Consider the following 17,958-nt stretch of genomic DNA (forward strand, 5'->3'; position numbering starts at 1 on the left):
GGTGAGCGTCAATCCCGCCGACGGCGCGGTCTGGGGCGCCCTCTACGGCACGGACGCCATGCGGGCCGTCATGGGGGAACGTGCCCTGCTCCAGCGCATGCTGGACGTGGAGGCCGCGCTGGCGCGGGCGGAGGCGGGGCTGGGGATCATCCCGGCCGAGGCTGCGGCGGCGATCACGGCCGCTGCGACGGTGGACCGGCTGGACATGGCGGCGCTGGCCAAGGCGACACGGAACACGGGGTATCCCGTCGTCGGGCTGGTGAAGCAACTCGGCGCCGCGGCGGGCGGCGAGGCGTCGCGCTGGACGCATTGGGGCGCGACGACCCAGGACATCCTGGATACGGCCCTGGTGCTCGCGTTGCGCGACGCCTTCGGGCTGCTGCGGCACGATCTGGATGGGGTGATCGCGGCACTCGCCCGGCGCGCGCGGGAGCATCGGGACACGGTGATGGCGGGGCGGACGCATCTGCAGCACGCGCTTCCCGTAACCTTCGGGTACAAGTGCGCGGTCTGGCTTTCGCCGCTGGTGACGCTGCGCGGGATGCTGGACGCGATGCTGCCGCGGCTGCTGCGGGTGCAGTTCGGTGGGGCGGTGGGAACACTGGCTTCGCTGGGTGACCGGGGGTCGGAGGTGGCCGAGGCGCTGGCGCACGAGTTGGACCTGACCGTCCCGGATATCCCCTGGCACGTGGACCGCACGGCGATCACCGAAGCCGTAGCCTGGTGCGGGCTGCTGTGCGGCGCGCTATCGAAGATGGCGACGGACGTGATGCTGCTGATGCAGACCGAGGTCGCCGAAGTCTTCGAGCCGCACGAGGCGGGGCGCGGCGGGTCCTCGACCATGCCGCAGAAGCGGAACCCCATCGCCTGCGAATACGTCCTGGCCCAGGCGCGCGGCGTGCACGCGCTGGTGCCGCAGGTCATGGCGGCGATGGCGCTGGACCACGAGCGGGGCACCGGCCCCTGGCAGGCGGAGCCGCTGGCGGTGCCGCAGGCGATGCTGCTGACGCATGGCGCGCTGGACCAGGCGCGGCTGATCGCGGAAGGCATGACGGTGGATGCCGCTCGGATGCGCCGGAACCTCGAGGCAACGGGTGGCGCGATCATGGCCGAGGCCGTGATGATGGCCCTCGCCCCGCTGATCGGCCGCGGCGAGGCGCATGACGCGGTGCACCACGCCTGCGACGCGGCGTTGGCAGAAGGGGTGCCCCTGGCCGAGGCGCTGGGGCGCGACCCCGCGGTCGCCTCGCGCGTGGATACGGCCGCGATCGCGCGGATTACCGAGCCGGCGAGTTACCTCGGCAGCGCGGGGCAGTTCGTGGATCGCGTATTGGCGCGGGTGGAGGCGGCGTGATGGACGGTTCGGTTCCGGTCCCGCCCCCTCTCAGCCCGTCATCCGGCAGGTCGCGAGGGACCTGCCGGCGCGGCTGCGCCGCATCCTGGCGCTGGACGATTTCGAGCCGGCGGCGCGGGCGCGGCTGCCGCGGCCGCTCTTCGGCTACGTCGCCGGGGCGGCGGAGACGAACGCGTCGCTCCGCGACAACCGCGATGTGTTCGGGGAATGGGCCTTCCGGCCCCGCTTCCTCGTGGACGTGTCACGGCGTTCGGCGGCGGTGACGCTGTTCGGGACGGAGTATGCGACCTGCTTCGGCATCGCGCCGATGGGCATCTCCGCGATGATGGCCTATCGCGGCGACCTCGCCCTGACACGGGCCGCGGCGGCGGCGCGGGTGCCGATGATCATGAGCGGGTCATCGCTGATCCCGCTGGAGGAGATCGTGCGGGCCAACCCGGACGCCTGGTTCCAGGCCTACCTGCCGGGGGAGCCGGACCGCATCGCGGCGCTCGTCGGGCGCGTGGCCGATGCAGGCTACCGGACCCTGGTGCTGACGGTGGACACAACGACGCTGGGGAACCGCGAGAACAACATCCGCACGGGTTTCTCCACCCCTCTGCGGCCTTCGCTTCGCCTGGCCTGGGACGGCGCGATCCGGCCGACCTGGCTTTGGGACGTCCTGTGGCGGACGCTGCGGCAGCACGGCATGCCGCATTTCGAGAACTCCTACGTCACGCGCGGCGCGCCGATCATCGCGAAGGACGTGCAGCGTGACTTCGGGGCGCGGGACCACCTGAACTGGACGCACCTCGCCCAGATCCGGCGGCAGTGGAGGGGCAACCTCGTCGTGAAGGGCATCCTGACCGGCGAGGATGCGGCGCGCTGCAAGGAGGAAGGCGCGGACGGCGTCATCGTCTCGAACCATGGCGGGCGGCAGTTGGACGGCGCCATCGCGCCGCTGCGCGCGGTGGCGGAGGTCAAGGCCACCGCGGGCGGGATGACCGTGATGATGGATGGCGGGGTGCGCCGCGGTTCCGACGTGCTGAAGGCGATCGCGCTGGGTGCGGATTTCGTCTTCGTCGGCCGCCCGATGCTCTACGCGGCCGCGGTGGGCGGGGAAGTGGGGGTGCGGCACGCCATCTCCATCCTGTCCGACGAGGTGCACCGGAATCTCGCGTTCCTGGGTTGCAACCGGATCGGAGAGGTCGGGATGCAGCACCTCGTCCGGGTCGCGGGGGTCCCTACTTCGCGGGGATAGACAGCCGCTCCGTCTCGATCGAAGCGATCACCGGCCCGTCCTCCAGGTCCAGTGCGTCGATCAGCGAGCCGCGGCGGGTGATCTTCGTCGTGGTGATCTCGATCTGCTGGACGTCCTTGTTCATGTCGGCGAAGTGCTTCTTCAGATTCGCCACGCGGTCGTCCAGGCGGCTCACGTCCCGCATCAACTCGATCACCTGCGCCTTGATCTTCCCGGCCTCGGCCCGCATCCGCACATCCTGCATCAGCGCGCGGATGGAGCCGAGCACGGCCCACATGGTGGTGGGGGAGACGATGATGACGCCGCGCCGCGTCGCCGCCTCCACCACGCCGGGGTGGACGACGTGGAGGTCGGCGTAGATCGCCTCCGACGGCACGAAGATCAGCGCGTGCTCCGCCGTCTCGCCGGGGCAGATGTACTTGGACGCGACGTCGTCCACGTGGCGCTGGATGTCCGATGCGAAGCGCTTCGTCGCAGCCAACCGCGCCGCGTCGTCCGCCGCGTCGCGGGCGGCAAGCCACGCCTCGAGCGGGAACTTGCTGTCTACGGCGATGGGGCCGGGCGGGTTGGGCAGGCGGATCAGCACGTCGCAGCGCGTGCGGTTCGCCAGCGTGTGCTGCCAGGAGAAGCCGTCGGGCGGCAGACGGTCCTCGATGATCTGCCGAAGTTGGACCTCACCAAAGGCACCGCGGGCCTGCTTGTTCGACAGGATCTGGGCGAGCGAGCCGACCTGCGCGCCCAGCGCCTCCATGTTCGCCCGCGCCGCGTCGATGACGGCCAGGCGTTCGTGGATCTTGCCCGCGGTCTCCTCCGCCTTGACGGCGCTGTCGGTCAGCAGTCGGTTCAGGCGTTCATTCTGCCCGGCGACCGCGGCGTCCAGCGCGACCTGGGATGCTGCGAGGCGATCGGCCAGCGCCTTTTCTGTCGCGGCCAGGCGCTCGTTCTGGGCGGCGAGGGAAGTCGCCAAGGTCTCGGTCAACGCCTGGGTGCTCGCCGCAAGCCGGTCGGCCAGCGCCGTTTCGGTCACGGCCAGGCGTTCGTTCTGGGCGGCGATGCCGTCCGCGACCTGCCGGCCCTGCGTGGCCAGGGCCTCCCCCATCGCTCGGGTCGCGTCGGAAAGGCGGTCGGCCAGGGCCTGTTCCGTCGCGGCCAGGCGCTCCCGCTGGGCAGACAGGGCGGTGTCCGTGGCGGCGCGGGCCTCGGCGAGCCGGTCGGCGACCACTCGTTCGACCCCCGCGACCCGTTCCATCGTCGAAGCCGCGGACCGGTCGGTGGCGGCGGAAAGGGCATCCAACTTGCCGGACAGCGCGCCGATTCCCTCCCCTCCCTCGCCGCGCCGCGCCAGCACGATCATCGCGACGCCCATCAGGACCACGAGAACGAGCAGCGTCAGGACGAGGGGTTCGGGCATCGGTCGCGGTAACTCCGGGGGGCCAGTCACGTCGGGCAGGGCGGGCCCTCGCCACGTCCCGAAGCCATGCCATATACCGGGGGCCCATGGGAACATTGCCGGAACCCTTCGCGGGCTGGTTCGCCGCCCGCGGCTGGACCCCGCGGCCCCACCAGTTGGCGCTCCTCGACGCCGCGCGGCGGGGGGAGAGTGCCCTCCTCATTGCCCCGACCGGCGGGGGCAAGACGCTGGCGGGCTTCCTGCCGACGCTGGTGGACCTGCACGCCGAACCCCGCGAAGGGCTGCACACCCTCTACGTCTCCCCGCTCAAGGCCCTGGCGGTGGATGTGGGCCGGAACCTGATGGCGCCGGTGACGGACATGGGCCTGCCGATCCGCATCGAGTCGCGGACCGGCGACACGCCGCAGAACCGGCGGGCGCGGCAGCGCGAATCGCCGCCGCAGATCCTGCTGACGACGCCGGAATCTCTGGCCGTGCTGCTGGCGAACCCGGAGGCGCCTCATTTCTTCGCCGGCCTCCGCGCCGTGGTGGTGGACGAGGCGCATGCGATGGCCGGGACGAAGCGCGGCGACCAGCTGGCGCTGTGCCTGACGCGTCTGAACAGCCTGGCACCGAAGCTGCGGCGGACCGGGCTCTCCGCGACGGTCGCCCATCCCGGCGAACTGCGGGCCTGGCTCTCCCCGACCGCGCGGGCAGCGGACGTCCGCCTCGTCGTCGGGTCGGGCGGTGCGGAGCCCGTCCTCGACCTCCTGCTGCCGGAAGGCCACCTGCCCTGGGGCGGCCACATGGGGCTCGCGTCGGCACCCGGCATCTACGCCCGGATCAAGGAGGCGGGGGTCACCATCGTCTTCGTCAACACGCGCGCGCAGTCCGAACTCGTCTTCGCCGCGCTCTGGCGGCTGAACGACGACAACCTGCCGATCGCCCTCCACCACGGATCGTTGCAGATCGAGCAGCGACGGAAGGTTGAGGCGGCGATGGCCGCCGGGCGCCTGCGCGCGGTGGTCGCGACGGCCTCGCTCGACCTCGGCATCGACTGGGGCGCGGTGGACCAGGTGATTCAGGTCGGCGCGCCGAAGGGCGTCTCGCGCCTGCTCCAGCGCATCGGCCGCGCGAACCATCGGATGGACGAGCCCTCGCGCGCCGTCCTCGTCCCCGCCAACCGGTTCGAAGTGATCGAGTGCGTCGCGGCGACCGAGGCCGTGCACGCGGAGGAACTGGACGGCGAGCCGCCCCGCCCAGGCGGCCTGGACGTACTGGCGCAGCACGTCCTCGTCCGCGCCTGCGAATCGCCGTTTCACCCCGACGACCTCTACCGCGAGGTGACCCGCGCCGCGCCCTATGCCGCCCTCACCCGCCACGACTTCGACGACGTCGTGCGCTTCGTGGAGGACGGGGGCTACGCCCTCCGCGCCTATGACCGCTTCCGCCGCCTGTTCCGCGATGCGGAGGGCATGGTCCATGTCCGCGACAACAAGGTCGCGCTGCGCCTCAAGATGAACCTCGGCACGATCGTCGAGACGCCGATGCTGAAGGTGCGCCTCAAGGGCGGCCCGGTGCTGGGCGAGGTCGAGGAATGGTTCGCGTCGACGCTCGAGATCGGCCATTGCTTCATGTTCGCGGGCCAGACCCTGAAGTACGAAGGCATGGACGCGCTGACCATGCTCGTCACCCGCGGCGGAGAGGGCGAGCCGCGCGTCCCGACCTATGCCGGGGCGCGCCTGCCGCTCTCGACGCACCTGTCCTTCCGCGTACGCTCCATCCTCGCGGACCCGAAGCGCTGGCGCGCGCTGCCGGAACCCGTGCGCGACTGGCTGCGGCTGCAACAGCGCCGCTCCGAACTGCCGCAGCGGGACGGCATGCTGATCGAGACCTTCCCGCGCGGCGGCCGCTGGTTCCTCGTCGCCTATTGCTTCGAGGGGCGGCTGGCGCACCAGACCCTCGGCATGCTCGTGACCAAGCGCATGGAGCGGATGGGCTACGCGCCGCTCGGCTACCTGGGCACGGACTACGTCCTGTCCTGCTGGTGCGCCTTCGAGCCGACCGACCCCGCCTCGCTGTTCGAGGAGGACATCCTCGGCGAGGAGTTGGAGGAGTGGATCGCCGAATCCTCCATGCTCCGCCGCACCTTCCGAAACATCGCAACGATCGCCGGGCTCATCGAGAAGAACCACCCGGGGCAGGAGAAGTCCGGGCGACAGATGACCGTGAATTCCGACCTGATCTACGACGTCCTGCGAAAGCACGAACCCGATCACATCCTGCTGCGCGCGACGCGCGCCGAGGCTGCGACGGGCCTGACCGATGTCGGCCGCATCGCGACGCTGCTGGCCCGCGTGAAGGACCGCATCCGCGTCCGGAAGCTGGACCGCGTCTCCCCCTCGCCGTCCCCGCGCTGATCGAGGAAGGGCGCGAATGGGTCGCCGGCGGCGCCGAGGACGCGCTGCTTGCCGAGGCCGAAGCGCTGGTCGAGGACGCGACGGACGGCGCGGAGCGCTTCGCCGATATCCTGGCCGACGTGACGGAGGGCATCCGCGTCCGCGCGGGCGTCGTGGACAAGCCGCGGCACCGGGACCGCAAGCCGCGCCTGCCGCCCCGCCGATTCATCCGCTCGGCGCCGAAGGGCATCACGGCGTGACGCCCGCGCCCTTCCATGCCGGCGGCGAGCGGTTCCTGCTCTGCCCGATGGGCGTGCTGGCCTGGCCCTCGCGCCGGACGCTCGTCGCCTCCGACCTGCATCTGGAGAAGGCGAGCCATTTCGCCGCGCGCGGGGTCTTCCTGCCGCCCTACGACACCCGGGAGACCGTGGCGAAACTGGCGCTCGCCATCCGGCGGCACTCCCCGCAGCGGCTGGTCCTCCTCGGCGATTCCTTCCATGACGCGGAGGGCTGCACGCGCATGCACGCCTCCGACGCCACGGCGCTGCGCCACGCCCTGTCGCAGGTCGACGAGGTCGTCTGGATCCTCGGCAACCACGACCCGCTGCCGCCGGAGGACCTGCCGGGCACGGCCGCGGAATGGCTGACCGACGGCGCCGTCACCTTCCGGCACGAGGCCTCACGCCAAGCGGCGCCGGGCGTCGAGGTGTCCGGCCACTTCCACCCCAAGGCGACGATGCCGACGCGGGTCGGCGGGGTCACGCGTCCCTGCTTCGTCGGGGATGCGCGGCGGATCATCCTGCCTTCCTTCGGCACCCTGACCGGCGGGTTGGACGTGCGGGAACCCGCGATCGGCACCCTGTTCCCCCGGGGCGGGCGGGCGTTCCTGCTCGGCACCGGCCGTCTGTTCAGCGCCCCCGTCTCGCCGATGCGCGGCCGCGCCAGCCCCATCATGGAGACCCATGCATGAACCGACCCGTCATCGTCTGGTTCCGGCAGGACCTGCGCGTCGCCGACAACCCGGCCCTCAGCGCCGCCGCGGCACGGCCCGTGCTGCCGGTCTTCGTACTGGACGACGCGGCCATGAACGGCATCGCCTATGGCGGCGCCGCGCGGTGGTGGCTGCATCATTCCCTCGTCGCGCTCGGCGCAGACCTGGGTGGCCTGGGCGCGCGGCTGCACGTGCTGCGGGGCGACGCGGTCACGCTGCTCGCCGACATCGCGCGCGACGTGGATGCGGAGGAAGTGCAGGCCGGCTGGCTCGTCGAGCCCTGGGCGCGGGAGCAGGAACGGGCGCTGACCGAACGCCTCTCGGCGGAGGGCCGGCGCCTCGTCCTCCACGCCTCGACCCATGTCCTGCATCCCACCACCATCGCGGCGGGCAGCGGCAACCCCTACACCGTCTATTCCCCGTTCGCGAAGAAGGTGCTGGAGCGCGGCGACCTGCCGGAACCACTGCCTGCGCCGGAGCGGCTGAACGGCATCGCGCCACCATCCCCCGGCCTGCCCGTGGAGGCGCTGGACCTGCTGCCGAAGCGGCCGACCCCCAACTGGGCTGCGGAGTTCACGACGGCGTGGAAGCCCGGCGAGGCCGGTGGGCAGGAACGGCTGGCCCGCTTCGCCCGTCCCGCCCTGCTTCGCGAGTATTCGACCCGGCGGAACGACCCGGCAGTCGAGGGGTCCTCCGGCCTCTCGCCGCACCTCCGCTGGGGCGAGGTCTCGCCTCGCCAGGTCTGGCACGCCGCGCGGGAGGCGGGCGGGGAGGACGCGACCCCCTTCCTGAAGGAGATCATCTGGCGGGAATTCTCCCACCACCTCCTCTGGCATCGGCCGGAGATACCCCACCGCGCCCTGCGGCCGCAGTTCGAGGGCTTCCCCTTCCGGCCCGACCGGGACCTGCTGCGGGCCTGGGAGAAGGGGCGGACCGGCTATCCCATCGTGGATGCAGGGATGCGGCAGCTCTGGCGCATCGGATGGATGCACAACCGCGTGCGGATGATCGCCGCCTCGTTGCTGGTGAAGCACCTGCTGCAGCCCTGGCAGGATGGGGCGGCCTGGTTCATGGACACGCTCGTGGACGCCGATCCCGGGAACAACTCCGCGTCATGGCAGTGGATGGCGGGATCCGGCACCGACGCCGCCCCGTACTTCCGCGTGTTCAACCCGATAACCCAGGGTGAGAAGTTCGATCCCGAAGGCGGCTACGTTCGCCGCTGGGTCCCGGAGCTCGCTCGCCTGCCCTCGCGCTACATCCACCGTCCGTACGAAGCGCCCGCCGAGATCCTGCGCGCCGCCGGGGTGAGCGAGGCCGTCTATCCCCGCCCGATCGTGGACCATGCGGAGGGGCGGGCCCGGGCGCTCTCGGCGCTGCGCGCCGTCGCGAAGGGCTCGCCGGAGGTCGCGGAGGGCGCCGAAACGGACGACGGCACCCCCGCGGCGGACGCGCCCGCCTTCGCCGGGACTCCGGTCGCCGCCAAGAAGACCCCTGCGAAGAAGACCCCGGTCAAGGGGAGGGCCGCCCGCGCTTGAGGGACATTCGCCACCGCTTCGAGGGGATCCGCGTCGTCGGCGACGTCCATGGCGACGCGCAGGCCTTCGCGTCCGCCCTCGAAGGCGCGGCGGCGGAGCGGCTCTACGTCATCCAGCTCGGCGACCTGACGGATGGCGGCGAGGACGGGCCGGCGGTGCTGCGGCAGGTCCTGGCCATGCGGGCGGAGGGGCGGGGCGTCTTCCTCCTCGGCAACCACGACCACAAGCTACGGCGGGCGCTGGAGGGGGCGAGCCTTCGGATCAAGCCGGACGGTCTCGGAAAGACCCTCACCCAGATCGCCGCTGCGTCGGACGCGGAGGATCTGCGCCGCCGCGTCATCGCCGAGGTCGCGGCAGCCCCGGCCTGGCTCCGGCTGGACCAGCGGCTCTTCGTCCATGGCGGCTTCCACCCGCGGATGCTGCACGCCCCCGCCCCGCCCGACGCGGGGGCGCGCAAGCCGGAAGGGCTCGTCCCGCGCGCCCTCTTCGGCCAGGTCACCAGCCGGATGAGGGACGACGGCTACCCCGAGCGCCTGCACGACTGGGTGGACCGCATCCCGCAGGGCATCACCGTCTATTGCGGCCACGAGATGCGCGCGACGAACGGGCGCCCCTTCGTGCAGATCGGCGCGGGGGGCGGCGCGGCCGTGTTCATGGACACGGGCGCCGGCAAGGGCGGGCACCTGTCCTGGGTGGACCTGCCCTGGTGAGCCGGCGGCAGCCCAGGCAGGTGGCGTGCCGGGCCCCGCCCTCCGTCCCGCTCGCTGGGCGGCACGTCTAGGCAGCGGGGGCCTGCCGGCGGATGCTGCGGCCATGTCGACACGCCGTTCCCTGCTCACCGCCGCGCCGGCGCTCGGCGCCGCCGCGCTTCTTCCGGGCTGCGGCACCTCCCCGGACACCTTCGCCGGCAAGGGTCCGCCTTTCCGCCCCGAGGAGTTCTTCGCCGCGCGCCTGCGCAGCAACGGGCTGATCACCAACTTCTTCGGCGCGGTGAATGGCTGGTTCACCTGCGAGCTGATCGGCGGCTGGGACGGGACCACCCTCACCCTCGACGAATACTTCGTCTTCGACGACACGCGGGAGGAACGGCGCTTCTGGCGGCTGCGTCGGGATCCCTCGGCGGCGGGCGGCAATGGCTGGGCGGGCGAGGCCACGGACGCGACCGGCGCCATCGCCGGCACCACCTCCGGCAACGCGCTGAACCTGAAGTACGAGTTGAACCAGCAGCAGCTCGACGGCAGCCGGCGCAAGCTTGGCTATGACCAGTGGTTCGTGCGCCTGAACGAGGAGACCGCGCTCTCCCGCGCCAACATCTCCTGGTACGGGATCGGGGTGGCGACGGCGCAGGTCTCCTTCCGGCGCCTCGGGCCGGGCGGCGGGACCTCGGTCTATGCCGGACAGGCCTACGAGGAGGCGCGGCGTGCGGCGCGGCCGGCGGCGGACACGTCCGCGCCGGCGCAGCCCGGGCGGCCGGAGCCCGGGCGTTCGGTCATAGCGCCGCGTAGGTGACGGCGCTGCCGTCCGCGCCGCGGGTGCCGTAGCCCGTCCAGTTCCCCGCCGCGTCGTAGGTTGCTTCCGAATTCGGCGCCGCGGTCAGGCGCCAGCGGCTCGGTCCGTTCGGCGGGCCCTCGCGGACCAGGGCGGCTTCGGCACGGCCCGTCGCGGCGTCGAAGAGCGGGCGGGCCAGCACGGCGGGATCCCACCAGGACAGCGGCGCAGCGTTGCCGGGCAGCCGCAGCGTGCCGTCCGGCCCGCCCTCGGCCATCAGGACCTCGCCTTCCCGCCGGACGTTCAGGGCACCCTGTGTGCCGTTGCGGTCGGAGCGGGAGCGGAGGGCCAACAGCCGGTCGCCGGCCCAGGTCTCCGAGAAGGAGTGCGTGTAGCGGTACACGGTGAAGCCCGCGAGGCGGACGACGATCTCGACCTCGGTCGCGGCGGTCCGGGTCGCGGCGTCGCCCGACAGCGTCACGCGGTGGGTGCCGATCTGCGTCCCGTCCCGCAGGATTCGCCAGCGGTAGCCCCCGGGCGGGGCTGCAAGGGCGAGGGCCGGGGAGAGCAGCACCGGCGCGGCGAGGAGCAGCCGGCGGGTCGTGATGTTCCGCATCGCAGATAGATGCCGCGATGCTCGGCCCGGCCTCAAGCCCCGCCCCGCGTCGCATCGGCGTGAGGGGCCGGCGCGCGCCGCTCCCTCACGCCGATGCGACGGCTTGCGGCGGCGGCGCGGCGTGGCAAGTTGCCCCGCATGCATCGTCTCCTCCTGCTGCGGCACGCGAAGAGCAGCTGGGACGACCCCGCGCTGTCCGATCACGCGCGCCCGCTGAACGCGAAGGGACGGCGGGCGGCGGGTGCCATGGCCGTGGCGATGGGGGGCCTGGGGCTTCTGCGGCCGGATCTCGTCCTCGTCTCATCCTCCCGCCGGACGCTCCAGACGCTGGAGGCGCTGGGGCCGCTGGACGGGGCGCGTGTGGACGTGACGGACGACCTCTACCTCGCGCCCTGGACCCGCCTGCTCGACGCGCTCCGCGACGTACAGGAGGAGACGCGGTCCGTGCTGCTGCTGGCGCATAACCCCGGCCTGCACGAACTGGCGCTTGAACTGGCGGGCGACGCGGCGTCGGCGCGGGACCTGGACGTCCTGCGCGAGGCCTACCCCACCTGCGGCCTGGCGGAGTTCGAGGTCCCCGGGCGCTGGGGAGGCCTTGCGCGCGGCGAGGGACGGCTGCTCCGCTTCCTCGCGCCGCGCGACCTGCCCGAACCCGCGGCGTGACGGAAGATCGGCCGCCGGGGGAGGACGCGCCGGCCGGGTTCCTCCCCGCCGTCCCCGTCGGCCGGCCGGTGCGGGACCTGGCGCTCGAGGCGGAGATCGCGCCGGAGGCGGCCGCGCGGCTGTTCCGCCTGCCCTGCCTCGCCGGGATCGCCGCGGGGCGCTCCGCGACGGAGCGGCTTCTGTGGCTCGACGCGGCCGACGCGCCACTGGGCGCGCGGGGCGTGGCGGCCGAGCGGGCGCCGCGCGGCCCTGCGCGCGTCGTGGGCCTCGCGCCCGACTGGGCAGGGGAAGCGCCCGCCGCCGGCGACCTACCCGCTGCGCTCCTCCCCTTCGCCGGCTGGGAGGGGCGGCGGCGCGAGGGGGTGCTGGCCACGGCCGCCGGGCCGGTCACCGTCGCCTTGCGCAGCGGCCGTATCCGGGCCGCCGCGGCGGAGGCGGAAGCGGCGCGGGTCACCATGGGGGGTGCGGCAGACGCCGTCCTCCCGCTCCTGCACGCGCTGTCAGCGGAAGCCGGGGCGGCGCCGCCGGCGGCGAGCCTCGCGGGCCAGGCGCGGGCGCTGTCGCGGGGCGAGGTCCCGCGCGTCGGCCCACCGCCGCGCCGGGATGTGCTTCCGGACGACCTCGACGCGATCGGCGCCATGGCCCTGACGGATGCCGCTACCGCGCTGCTCCACTTCGCACCTGCCGCGGGGAATGACGCGGAGGCGCTGCGCAAGATGCGCGTCGCGGTCCGGCGGCTGCGCGCCGTGCTGAAGGCGTTGCAGCCGCGGACCGCCTGCCCGGAGGTTGCGGCGCTCGACGCTTTGGCCGGGGGCTTCGGCCGGCGACTCGGCGTCGCGCGGGATTGGGATGCGTTCCTTGGCGGCGCCGCAGCACGCGTGGCGGCCGCCCTTGGCGAGCCTGACGCCCGGCTGGGCGCCCTCGTCCGGCGCGCGGAGGCACGGCGGGCCGAGGCCCTCGTCGCCTTGCGCGAGGAGGTGGCCGGCGCCGGGTTCCGGCGGCTTGTCTGGTCCCTTCTCTGCGTCGCGGCGGCGCGGCCCTGGGACGACGGGTGCCCGCCCCCGGAGGTCGGCGCGCACGCCGCGCAGGTGCTGTCGCGGCGCTGGTCGCGCGTCCGGCGGCGCGGTGGCGCGGTGGAGGACGGGGACGCGCGTGCCCTGCACGAGCTCCGGCTGGCCGGGAAGCGCCTGCGCTACGCCGCGCTTGCCTTCGCGCCGCTCTGGCCGGGCCGGGACGCCCGGCGCTTCTTCGAACGGCTGGAGGAGTTGCAGGAGGTGCTGGGCCAGGCGAATGACGCAGCGGTGGCGCGGCGCCTCGCGGCGGAGTGCGTGGGGCGCGACTCCCGGCGTGCCTGGGCGGCGGGGCTGATCGAGGGCTGGTCGCTCGCCGAGGAAGCACGGGCGCGGAAGCGGGCGGGCCGGAGCTGGAAGCGGCTCCGGCGGACCGACCCGTTCTGGGCCGCGCCGTCCATGTCGGGCTGAGCGGACGGTATCCCCGGCTTGTCCCGGCACCCCGGGCCGGGCTAGCGATGCCCGGCGTGATGCCTCGCCGACGCATCTTCCGCCCCGCTCCCTCGCCCCGCCGTTGGCGCGGCCCGCTGGCGCTGCTCGGCCTCGCGGCCGGGGTCGCGTTCCTGGCTGGGATCGGCGGGACGGGGTCGCTCATGGGCGGATCCCCGGAGGACCAGGAATGGACCGCCCCCGCCTCGGCAGTCCGGGTCGTGGACGGGGAGACGCTGCGGGTGGGCGACCGCGTCGTCCGCCTCCGCGGCGTCGAGGCGCCGGACCGGGGGGAGTCCTGCCGCGATGCCGCGGGGCGGTCGCTCGATTGCGGGGCGGGGGCGGCCGAGGCCCTCGCGCGCCTCATCGCGGGCCACGACGTGACCTGCCGGATGGGCGGGCGGGACCGCATGGGCCGTGGCCTCGGGCGGTGCATGGCGGCGACGGTCAACGTGAATGCCGCGCTGGTGTCGGGCGGCTGGGCCTTGGCGTCCGATCCGGACCTATCCTCGCAGCAGGGCGCGGCGCGGGCCGCGGGATCAGGCTTCTGGGCGGCCGGCGCGGTGCCTCCAGCGGCTTGGCGAGGGCTGCGCTAACCGGTCGCCGCAGGCCGTCGAAGCCCACGATGGACAACCGGGCGGTTACGCCTATCTTGCGCCGCACCATGACGGGCCCCCTGCCCGCCACGTCCTCCCAGCCAATGCGCCGGCGCTGCCGGCGGTAAGGACAGTGTCATGACGGACGGCGCGATCGTCACCAAGGCCCCGGCCGACGACAAGCAGAGCGGCGCGGGCTCGATCACCATCACGCTCGACGGAACCAACCGATCGGTGCGTGCGCCGCTGGTGCCGGCGACGGTCGGGCCGCCGGTCGCCGACATCCGCAAGCTCTACCCCGAGCTCGGCATCTTCACCTTCGATCCGGGCTTCGGCATGACCGCGGCCTGCGAAAGCAAGATCACCTACATCGACGGCGACGAGGGCATCCTCCTCTATCGCGGCTACCCGATCGAGCAGCTGGCGGAGAACTCGGACTTCGTGGAGGTCTGCTACCTGCTGCTGAACGGGGAGCTGCCGACGGACGCGCAGTTGAAGTCCTTCCGCCACGACGTGACGATGCACACGATGGTGCATGAGCAGGTCCGGCGCTTCTTCGACGGCTTCCGCCGCGACGCGCATCCGATGGCCATCCTCTGCGGCGTGGTCGGCGCGCTGTCGGCGTTCTACCACGACGCGCTGGACATCAACGACCCGCGTCACCGCGAGATCTCCGCGTTCCGGCTGATCGCCAAGGTGCCGACGCTCGCGGCCATGGCCTACAAGTACTCGATCGGGCAGCCCTTCGTGTATCCGCGGAACGACCTGAACTACGCCGAGAACTTCCTCTACATGCTCAACGCCGTCCCGGCGGAGCAGTACCAGGTCAACCCGATCCTGGCGCGGGCGATGGACCGCATCCTCGTGCTGCACGCGGACCACGAGCAGAACGCCTCGACCTCCACGGTGCGGCTGGCCGGTTCGACCGGTGCCAACCCCTATGCCTGCATCGCAGCGGGCATCGCGGCACTCTGGGGCCCGGCGCATGGCGGCGCGAACGAGGCGGTGCTGAAGATGCTCGGGGAGATCGGGCACCCGAAGAACATCCCGGACTTCATCGAGAAGGTGAAGGACAAGAACTCCCACGTGAAGCTCATGGGCTTCGGCCACCGGGTCTACAAGAACTTCGACCCGCGCGCGAAGATCATGAAGGAGACATGCCACGAGGTGCTCCAGGAGCTCGGCATCAAGGACGAGCCGCTGCTGGACATGGCGATGGAGATGGAGCGGATCGCGCTGCACGACCCGTACTTCATCGAGCGCAAGCTGTACCCGAACGTCGATTTCTATTCGGGCATCATCCTGAAGGCGATGGGCATCCCGACGAGCATGTTCACCGTGCTCTTCGCCGTCGCGCGGACCGTGGGGTGGGTGAGCCAGTGGAAGGAGATGATCGAGGATCCGGCGCAGCGCATCGGCCGGCCGCGTCAGGTGTACACCGGGGCGACGACGCGGGATTACCTGGACGTCGCCAAGCGCGGCTGAGCTCGGGCCGGTTCGGGCGGGAGGCCGGCGGGGGAGACCACGCCGGCCTCACGTTTTTCTCGCGTCCTATTCGCGCGCGGTTCGGCATTCGTTTGCCTGTTCACGAAATCGCGAGGATGACACTCTACCGAAGGTTGCAATTTTCGGAGCCGTGGCCTTTGTCCCGCACTGTTCTCAGTCCGCTGCACAACTCATGCTCCCTGGACGAAACGGTCCGACGCCGACTGCGCTGCTGGCCGCAGCGGCCGCCGGGCGCCAGCCCGACGCTGAAACAGCCGGGGACCTGGTTGCGCGGACGGCCCGGCGAGGCCTTCGCGGGGAGCCAGCCCTACCTGAAGCTGCCGGGCTCCGACCGGTTGAGGACGCTGCCGGACGGGCTCTGGATGCATTTCTCGCCCGATCCCGAGGATCCCTATGCCGACATCCTCTGCATCGAGGCCTGTTCCTCTCTTCAGAACCTGCTGGATAAGCGGTCGCGCTTCGCCCCGTCCACGACGTCGCTCCTGGTCGTCTGTCCGCTCCCGTGGCTGCTCGGCGCGGCGAGCGAGGGCGATCCGGCACCGCGCTGGCGCTTGATCCGGCTGCTGCCGCATGAGCCGGCCGCGCCGCTTGTGTTGCCGGTCCGGGACGTGCGGGTCCTGTTCGGCCTGAGGGCGCGGCACTACGACGGCTTCGCGCGAAGCCAGATGCCCGCGCCGCACGAATATTATTGCCCGATGGATGCGCTGACCGACGAGGCGGGCGACCGGAACCCGGAGATGTTCGCCCTGCTCGGGCGGGCCACGGGGGCGGCCAACTTCCTGCACCTGCCGCGATAGGGCGCTGCTGCTTCCCCGGCGGGATCCGCCGTCATCGCATCGTCACCGCGCGCCCCCCTGCCCAAGGGGATTTTGCGACGGCATAGATGGCCCGGAACGACGGAATCGACCATGCGCCGCCGCCTTGTCCTGTCCTCCCTGCCCGCCCTCGCCGTGGCGCGTGCGACCGCCGCCCAGGCGCCGGTTTCGGGCAACCTCGTCCTCTATACGAGCCAGCTGGAGCCCGACGCGGCCGCGACCGTCGAGGCCTTCCGCCGGCTGCATCCTGGCGTCACCGTCGAGTGGATCCGCGGCGGGACCGGCCAGATCATGCCGCGCCTGCGCGCGGAGTTCGCGGCGGGCAACCCGCGCGCGGACGTGCTGCTCCTCGCCGACAGCCTGACCATGGAGGGTCTGAAGGCGGAGGGGCGGCTGCGGCCATCCCCCGAGGTCGCCATGGGCGGCGTGCCGGCGGAGCGGGCGGATCCCGAGCGCATCTACTTCGGAACGAAGCTGATCACGACCGGGATCCTCGCGAATGCGCGGGCGCCCTTCGTGCCCCGGCGCTGGGCGGACCTCCTGGATGTCCGCGCACGGAACCAGGTTGCAATGCCGGCGCCGGCCGTGTCGGGCGCGGCGGCGATCCACGTGCTGACCCTGCAGCAGAGCGCATCGCATGGCTGGGACTACCTGACGGCGCTGGCCCGCGCCGGGCTGCAGCCGCGCGGCGGCAACGGCCAGGTGATGCAAGCCGTGGCGGGCGGGGAGCGCGCCTACGGCATCGTCATCGACTACCTGCCGATCCGCGAGGCGGCTCGCGGCGCACCGGTCCGCTTCGTCTTTCCTGACGACGGGGTCTCTGCGGTGACGGAGCCCGCCGCAATCCTGTCCACGACGCGCAACGCGCCGGCGGCGGTCGCCTTCGTCTCCTTCCTGCTGTCGCGCGAGGGGCAGGAACTGGCCTCGCGCCAAGGCTTCCTCCCGGCCGACCCGTCCGTGGGACCGCCGGCCGGCTTTCCGGACCCGGCGACGATCCGCGTCATGCCGCTCGACGCGGCCCGGGCGTCGCGCGAGAGCGAGACGGTACTTCGGCGCTTCGGGGCGCTCGTCGAATAGCGACGCGCGAGGCGGTCGGGGCCCCGCCGGTCGGGGCGGGGCTGGCTGGCGCCGCGCTGGTCTGGCTCCTGGTCATCTCCGTGCTGCCGCTGCTGCGGCTGGTCGCGGAGGCCGGGCCGGGGGCGACGCGGGTGCTGGCGGACGACCCGGCCCTGTGGCGCGCCACCTGGCGCAGCCTGACCGTCGCGGCGGGCGCGACAACGGTCGCGTTGCTGCTCGGGGTGGCCATGGCGGCGGTCCTGCTGCTGCGGGCGGTGCCGGGGCGGGGAGCTCTGCTGTTCCTCTGCATCCTCCCTGTTCTGGTGCCGCCGCAGGTCCTCGCGATCGCGGTGGCGCAGGTTGGATCGCCCTCCTCGCCGCTGCTGCTCGCCATGGGGCTGGCCCCACCGCTCGGGACGCCGAACCCGTTCTACGGGGCGGGGGGGATGATCGTGCTGCTTGGCGCTCAGGGCGCCCCGCTCGTGCTGCTGTCCTGCGCGGCGCTGGTCCGGCGCCTGCCGGGCGAGGCGGTGCTGGCGGCCCGCGGCCTCGGGGCCTCGCCGTCCCGCGCGCTTCGGGTGGTCGCGTGGCCGGTGCTCGCCCGCGGCGTGCTGGCCGGTGCGGGGCTCGCCTGGATCGCAGCACTCGGGAATTTCGGGATCGCGGCCGTGCTCGGCATCCCCGGGCGCTACACGGTGCTTCCCGTACTGATCTGGGGGAGGCTCGGCACGGGCGGGGCCACGGCGTTGTCCAGCGTGGCGGTGATGTCGGTGCTGCTGGCGCTCCTCGCGGTGCCCGGGCTGGTCG

Annotated in this window: 14 protein-coding genes and 2 pseudogenes; 14 read left to right on the top strand and 2 right to left on the bottom strand. The window is 72.8% G+C overall.

Annotated elements, in window-relative coordinates:
* Position 1: 1 nt before the first annotated feature.
* Positions 2–1,354 carry a 3-carboxy-cis,cis-muconate cycloisomerase gene (gene pcaB / locus ACE7GA_RS23980; RefSeq protein ID WP_376092625.1) on the top strand — a complete coding sequence of 451 codons (1,353 nt, stop codon included), beginning with the start codon at positions 2–4 and terminating at the stop codon, positions 1,352–1,354.
* Positions 1,355–1,478: 124 nt separating this feature from the next.
* Positions 1,479–2,594 carry an alpha-hydroxy acid oxidase gene (locus ACE7GA_RS23985; protein WP_376100506.1) on the top strand — a complete coding sequence of 372 codons (1,116 nt, stop codon included), beginning with the start codon at positions 1,479–1,481 and terminating at the stop codon, positions 2,592–2,594.
* Here the strand turns inward: ACE7GA_RS23985 and rmuC are convergent.
* The gene (gene rmuC / locus ACE7GA_RS23990; protein WP_376092628.1) at positions 2,578–4,005 is read right to left on the bottom strand and encodes a DNA recombination protein RmuC; all 1,428 of its coding nucleotides are present in this window, start codon (positions 4,003–4,005) and stop codon (positions 2,578–2,580) included. The two genes, ACE7GA_RS23985 and rmuC, sit on opposite strands and share 17 nt — an antisense overlap.
* 86 nt (positions 4,006–4,091) lie before the next feature.
* On the opposite strand from rmuC, the pseudogene ACE7GA_RS23995 reads away from it, so the two are divergent.
* The 5 genes and pseudogenes from ACE7GA_RS23995 to ACE7GA_RS24015 form a co-directional block, all read left to right on the top strand.
* Positions 4,092–6,484, top strand: a pseudogene (locus ACE7GA_RS23995) (ligase-associated DNA damage response DEXH box helicase); the annotation flags it as partial.
* 155 nt (positions 6,485–6,639) lie between these two features.
* Positions 6,640–7,353, top strand: coding sequence for a ligase-associated DNA damage response endonuclease PdeM (gene pdeM, locus ACE7GA_RS24000; RefSeq protein WP_376092631.1), 714 nt, complete (start codon positions 6,640–6,642; stop codon positions 7,351–7,353).
* Positions 7,350–8,912 carry a cryptochrome/photolyase family protein gene (locus ACE7GA_RS24005; protein WP_376092634.1) on the top strand — a complete coding sequence of 521 codons (1,563 nt, stop codon included), beginning with the start codon at positions 7,350–7,352 and terminating at the stop codon, positions 8,910–8,912. Before pdeM ends, ACE7GA_RS24005 begins: the two co-directional genes overlap by 4 nt.
* Positions 8,909–9,622, top strand: coding sequence for a metallophosphoesterase (locus ACE7GA_RS24010; RefSeq protein ID WP_376092637.1), 714 nt, complete (start codon positions 8,909–8,911; stop codon positions 9,620–9,622). The genes ACE7GA_RS24005 and ACE7GA_RS24010 overlap by 4 nt, the downstream gene beginning before the upstream one ends.
* Positions 9,623–9,725: 103 nt before the next feature.
* Entirely contained in the window at positions 9,726–10,421 is a 696-nt protein-coding gene (locus ACE7GA_RS24015; protein ID WP_376092640.1) for a DUF3833 family protein, read from the top strand.
* Here the strand turns inward: ACE7GA_RS24015 and ACE7GA_RS24020 are convergent.
* Positions 10,402–11,016 carry a DUF6134 family protein gene (locus ACE7GA_RS24020; protein ID WP_376092643.1) on the bottom strand — a complete coding sequence of 205 codons (615 nt, stop codon included), beginning with the start codon at positions 11,014–11,016 and terminating at the stop codon, positions 10,402–10,404. The genes ACE7GA_RS24015 and ACE7GA_RS24020 overlap by 20 nt on opposite strands.
* Positions 11,017–11,154: 138 nt before the next feature.
* Here ACE7GA_RS24020 and ACE7GA_RS24025 point away from each other — a divergent pair, with 138 nt between their 5' ends.
* From ACE7GA_RS24025 to ACE7GA_RS24055, 7 genes and pseudogenes are all read left to right on the top strand, one after another.
* Positions 11,155–11,679 carry a histidine phosphatase family protein gene (locus ACE7GA_RS24025; protein WP_376092646.1) on the top strand — a complete coding sequence of 175 codons (525 nt, stop codon included), beginning with the start codon at positions 11,155–11,157 and terminating at the stop codon, positions 11,677–11,679.
* The gene (locus ACE7GA_RS24030) at positions 11,676–13,160 is read left to right on the top strand and encodes a CHAD domain-containing protein (protein WP_376092649.1); all 1,485 of its coding nucleotides are present in this window, start codon (positions 11,676–11,678) and stop codon (positions 13,158–13,160) included. The genes ACE7GA_RS24025 and ACE7GA_RS24030 overlap by 4 nt, the downstream gene beginning before the upstream one ends.
* 59 nt (positions 13,161–13,219) lie before the next feature.
* Complete coding sequence (locus ACE7GA_RS24035) at positions 13,220–13,774, top strand: thermonuclease family protein (RefSeq protein WP_376092652.1); 555 nt, start codon at positions 13,220–13,222, stop codon at positions 13,772–13,774.
* 138 nt (positions 13,775–13,912) lie between these two features.
* On the top strand, positions 13,913–15,259 hold the full coding sequence (gltA, locus tag ACE7GA_RS24040; protein ID WP_376092655.1) for a citrate synthase: 1,347 nt from the start codon (positions 13,913–13,915) through the stop codon (positions 15,257–15,259).
* A 287-nt stretch (positions 15,260–15,546) separates the two neighbouring features.
* Positions 15,547–16,077 (top strand): hypothetical protein, encoded by a 531-nt coding sequence (locus tag ACE7GA_RS24045; protein ID WP_376092658.1) that lies wholly within the window; start codon positions 15,547–15,549, stop codon positions 16,075–16,077.
* A gap of 111 nt (positions 16,078–16,188) precedes the next feature.
* A complete protein-coding gene (locus ACE7GA_RS24050; RefSeq protein WP_376092661.1) occupies positions 16,189–17,172 on the top strand; it encodes an ABC transporter substrate-binding protein in 984 nt (327 codons plus the stop codon).
* Between the two features lie 227 nt (positions 17,173–17,399).
* Positions 17,400–17,882, top strand: a pseudogene (locus tag ACE7GA_RS24055) (ABC transporter permease subunit); the annotation flags it as partial.
* Positions 17,883–17,958: the final 76 nt, after the last annotated feature.

The organism is Roseomonas sp. CCTCC AB2023176 (assembly GCF_042259275.1).
Classification (GTDB): domain Bacteria; phylum Pseudomonadota; class Alphaproteobacteria; order Acetobacterales; family Acetobacteraceae; genus Roseomonas.

Coding starts and splice junctions, on each gene's coding strand:
- rmuC (WP_376092628.1), bottom strand. CDS start 4,005: ATGCCCGAACCCCTCGTCCTGACGCTGCTCGTTCTCGTGGTCCTGATG.
- ACE7GA_RS24005 (WP_376092634.1), top strand. CDS start 7,350: ATGAACCGACCCGTCATCGTCTGGTTCCGGCAGGACCTGCGCGTCGCC.
- ACE7GA_RS24015 (WP_376092640.1), top strand. CDS start 9,726: ATGTCGACACGCCGTTCCCTGCTCACCGCCGCGCCGGCGCTCGGCGCC.
- ACE7GA_RS24020 (WP_376092643.1), bottom strand. CDS start 11,016: ATGCGGAACATCACGACCCGCCGGCTGCTCCTCGCCGCGCCGGTGCTG.
- ACE7GA_RS24025 (WP_376092646.1), top strand. CDS start 11,155: ATGCATCGTCTCCTCCTGCTGCGGCACGCGAAGAGCAGCTGGGACGAC.
- ACE7GA_RS24035 (WP_376092652.1), top strand. CDS start 13,220: ATGCCTCGCCGACGCATCTTCCGCCCCGCTCCCTCGCCCCGCCGTTGG.
- gltA (WP_376092655.1), top strand. CDS start 13,913: ATGACGGACGGCGCGATCGTCACCAAGGCCCCGGCCGACGACAAGCAG.
- ACE7GA_RS24050 (WP_376092661.1), top strand. CDS start 16,189: ATGCGCCGCCGCCTTGTCCTGTCCTCCCTGCCCGCCCTCGCCGTGGCG.